Origin of the sequence: Sphingomonas pituitosa NBRC 102491, assembly GCF_001598435.1 — a bacterium.
GTDB lineage: Bacteria > Pseudomonadota > Alphaproteobacteria > Sphingomonadales > Sphingomonadaceae > Sphingomonas > Sphingomonas pituitosa.
In genome coordinates this window covers 1-4,163 of record NZ_BCYY01000053.1, presented here as the reverse complement: position 1 = coordinate 4,163, position 4,163 = coordinate 1, and the positions used below count along the sequence as shown (strand labels likewise).

General features: G+C 66.7%; 4 protein-coding genes. All 4 read left to right on the top strand.

Translation table 11 applies throughout. The features are described from left to right. Positions 1 to 230 precede the first annotated feature (230 nt). On the top strand, positions 231 to 2,228 hold the full coding sequence (locus SPI01S_RS21450; protein WP_066727381.1) for a methyl-accepting chemotaxis protein: 1,998 nt from the start codon (positions 231 to 233) through the stop codon (positions 2,226 to 2,228). Further along, positions 2,225 to 2,710 carry a chemotaxis protein CheW gene (locus SPI01S_RS21445; RefSeq protein ID WP_066727379.1) on the top strand — a complete coding sequence of 162 codons (486 nt, stop codon included), beginning with the start codon at positions 2,225 to 2,227 and terminating at the stop codon, positions 2,708 to 2,710. Before SPI01S_RS21450 ends, SPI01S_RS21445 begins: the two co-directional genes overlap by 4 nt. Before the next feature lie 85 nt (positions 2,711 to 2,795). After that, a complete protein-coding gene (locus tag SPI01S_RS21440; RefSeq protein ID WP_066727377.1) occupies positions 2,796 to 3,614 on the top strand; it encodes a CheR family methyltransferase in 819 nt (272 codons plus the stop codon). Continuing rightward, positions 3,611 to 4,163: response regulator (locus SPI01S_RS21435; protein WP_157084835.1), on the top strand; the 553-nt coding region annotated here is incomplete at its 3' end. The genes SPI01S_RS21440 and SPI01S_RS21435, both read left to right, overlap by 4 nt.

Genomic DNA, 4,163 nt, shown 5'->3' with positions numbered 1-4,163 from the left:
GGGATCGCAGCATGAACCAGCTGTATCTCCTGCGTGATCCGGATCGGGCGCATGAACAACGCGCCTATTCGACGTCGATCCCGCCCGTCGAAAGCGCGCGAAGACCCGAAATGCACGCCGGAACAGGGTGAATCGTCTGGACGAAGACGTGCCCTTCAATACGCGAAAACGTGACAAGAGGATGCTTTATGACGATCAACATTTTCAACGGCGTTTCCCACGCGACCCTGATCGCCGAAATCGCGCGTCTGGACAGCGCGATGGCTCGCGGCGACGTTTCCGAGCGCGCCGATCTCTCCCTCGCAAAGGGGCAGACTCGAGAGATTCTGTTCGCCATCAACAGCCTGCTGGACAAGGCCAATCGCCCGGTCACCGCGCTGAACGATCGCCTGGCGGAGATGTGCGCCGAGCACGACAAGGGTGATATCGATGCCGTTCTGCCGGTCGATCACTTCCAAGGCAGCCTCGCAGCGATCGCGAAGCGCGTCAACGACCTGGTCGCGAGCCACATCGCCGTGAAGAAGATGGCGATGGCTTGCATCAAGGCGTTCAGTGACGGCGATTTCGACGCGAAGCTGGCGCAGTTGCCTGGCAAGAAGGCGTTCATCAACGACAATATCGAAACGCTGCGATCCAACTTCAAAGGCGTTCTGCACGAGATGCGGCAGATGTATTCCCAGCACGAGAAGGGAGACATCGACGTGTTTGTCGCTGCCGAGAACTTCCCCGGCGATTTCGCGGTGATGGCGAAAGGCGTGAACGAAATGGTCGCCGCCCATATTGCGGTGAAGAAAAAGGCGATGGCGTGCATCAAGGCGTTCGGCGAAGGCAATTTCGACGCGCCGCTCGAGCAGTTTCCCGGCAAGAAGGCGTTCATCAACGACACGGTCGAGACGTTGCGCAAGAATCTGCGCGAGATAACCGAGGAGGTGCAGCGACTGATCAAGGCCTCCACCTCCGGCCATCTCAGCGAGCGGGGCGACGAGAAGCGCTTCGTCGGCGATTTCGCGGCGCTCATCGCCGGCATCAACGGCATGCTGGATGCGATCCTGGCGCCGATCTCGGAAGGCAATCGCCTGCTCAACCAGGTCAGTGCGGGGGATCTGCGCGAACGCTTCGAGATGGCGTGCGACGGGGATCATCGTCGCATGAAGGATGCGATCAACCAGCTGATCGAGAATTTCCGCCTGGCTGCCGACCTGGCCAACAAGATTGCCGAAGGCAACCTGACCGTGTCGCACAAGCCCTTGTCCGACAACGACATGCTGGGTACGTCGCTGGTCCGCATGATCGAGCGGCTGCGCGTGATCATCGCCGACACCCGCACCTCGGCGGAGCAGGTCGCGGCGGGCAGCCAGGAGCTCTCGGCCAGCTCCGAGCAGCTGTCGCAGGGCGCGACCGAACAGGCCGCGGCGACCGAGGAAGTCTCCGCCTCGATGGAGCAGATGGCGGCGAACATCCGCCAGAACACCGAGAACGCCGTCCAGACCGAGAAGATGGCACGCCAGTCTGCGCTCGCCGCCGAAAGCAGCGGCGAAGCCGTGGAGCGCGCGGTCGGCGCGATGCGGACGATCGCCGAGAAGATCGGCATCGTCCAGGAAATCGCCCGCCAGACCGACCTGCTCGCGCTCAACGCCGCCGTGGAAGCGGCGCGTGCCGGCGAGCATGGCCGCGGCTTCGCGGTGGTCGCCTCCGAAGTGCGCAAGCTGGCCGAGCGCAGCCAGGGCGCGGCCTGCGAGATCAGTTCGGTCTCGTCCGAAACGGTCAAGGCCGCGGTCGAGGCCGGCGAGATGCTGCGCAAGCTGGTGCCGGACATCCGCCGCACCGCCGAACTGGTGAGCGAGATCAGTGCCGCCTGCCGCGAGCAGGACATCGGCGCCGTCCAGATCAACAAGGCGATCCAGCAGCTCGACCAGGTCACCCAGCAGAATGCCGGCGCCTCCGAGGAAATCTCGTCGACCTCCGAGGAACTGGCCGGCCAGGCCGACGAGCTGCAGGCCAGCATCGCCTATTTCCAGCTGCTGCAGGGCGGCCAGCGCGAGGCGCCCAAGGCCGCACGCGGGCGCGGCGCGGAGACTGCGCGCGGCCGGATCGCCGCCCGGGCGCCCAAACCCGCGCATCGCGGGACGGTCGCCGAGCAGCAGGCGCGCGTCCACGGCTTCGCGCTCGATCTCAGCAACGGCGGCCCCGATGCCGACGATGCCGATTTCGGAGTGCAGGCGGCGTGAGCGAGGGCGCCGAGCTCCAGATCGTCACCTTCGGCCTGGGGGCGGAAGTGTTCGCGGTGCCGGTCTCGCTGGTCCGCGAGATCCTCGACTATCGCGAGACCTTCCGCATCCCCAACGGCCCCGACTATCTGCTCGGCCTCACCGACATGCGCGGCCGGGGCGTGACCACGGTCGATTTCCGCCTCCGGCTGGGCCTGCCGGCGGCGGCACCGACCGCCAGCACGCGCATCCTGGTGGTCGACGTGCCGGTGGGCGACCGCGTGCTGATGCTGGGCCTGGTCGTCGATCGCGTGCTGGAGGTGTGCAGCGTCGCCCTCGCCCAGCTGGAAGGCGCCCCCGATATCGGCGTGCGCTGGCCGTCGGGCTATATCGGCGGAGTGTTCCGGCGCGCTGATGGCTTCGTCGTCCTGGTAGAGATGCGCCGGATCTTCTCGGCCGAAGACGCCGGCCTGCTCGATCCGCCCGCCGCTGCGGCCGCATGAGGCGTCGCCGCCACCCAGCCTGTCCGTGGAGCGCCGGTTGACCCACGTCGCACCGGCTCCCTCCTGGTCGCGGCGCGCCGATACGATGAGTGCGCGCAACTTCGCCCGCCTGGCGCAATTCGTCTACGAAACCGCCGGCATCAAGCTGCCGGACGCCAAGAAGACGATGGTGGAGGGGCGCCTGCGCGGGCGGCTGCAGGCGACGGGCGCCGATACGCTGGATGCCTATTGCGAGCGGCTGTTCTCCGGGAAGCATGCGAAGGTGGAGACGCGGCTGCTGATCAACGCGGTGACCACCAACAAGACCGACTTCTTCCGCGAGCCCGCGCATTTCGACTTTCTCGTCCGGACGGCCTTGCCTGCGCTGGCCGCAACGGGCGTTCGCGCGGTACGGGCATGGAGCGCCGCCTGTTCGACCGGGCCGGAGCCCTACACGCTGGCGATGGTGCTGGACGACCATGTCCGGCGCCATATCGGGTCTGACTTTAGCATTCTCGCCACCGATATCGATACCGACGTGCTGGCGACGGCGCGGGCGGGCATCTACCCGGCCGAGATGCTCCGGCCGGTGCCGCCTGCCCTGCATCGCGCCTATGTCTCCTTGCCCAGGGATCCCCTTCGCGGCGAGGTTCGGATCGTGCCGCGGTTGCGCAGCGCGATCGGCTTCGCGCGGCTGAACCTGATGGACGATGCCTATCCCGTCGGTGCGCCCATGCATCTGATCTTCTGCCGCAACGTACTGATCTATTTCGACAAACCTGCGCAGCGAAGCGTCGTCGCGCGGCTGCTCGAGTGCCTGGCGCCGGAGGGCTATCTGTTCCTCGGCCATTCGGAATCGGTGCACGGCATGGACCTGCCGCTGGTGCCGGTGGGCAGCACCGTGTTCCAGCGGAGGCTGCCATGACCGGCAAGATTCGCGTCCTGATCGTCGACGATTCCGCCAGCGTGCGGCAGGCCATGGCCTCGATCCTTGCGGAGGACCCCGCGATCGAAGTGATCGGTACGGCCGCAGATCCGTTCAGCGCGGCGCGGCGTATCCAGGAGACCGTGCCCGACGTCATCACGCTCGACGTGGAGATGCCGCGGATGGACGGCATCACCTTCCTGCGCAAGCTGATGGCGCAGTGCCCGATTCCGGTCGTGATGTGCTCGTCGCTGACGGAGGAGGGCTCCGACACGCTGCTCCAGGCGATGGAGGCCGGCGCGGTCGACGTGATCCTGAAGCCGCGCTTCGGCGTGGCCGATCACCTCGCCGAACATCATCTCCAGATCCGCGACGTGGTGAAGGCGGCGGCGCGTGCGAAGGTGCGCGGGCGGCCGGGCAAGCCGCTCCCGAAGCGGGAGGCGCCGGCCAAGAAGCTCACTGCCGACGCGATGCTGCCGCCGCCGGACAACAGGCCGATGAGCCGCACCACCGAGATGGTGGTGTGCATGGGCGCCTCTACCGGCGGGA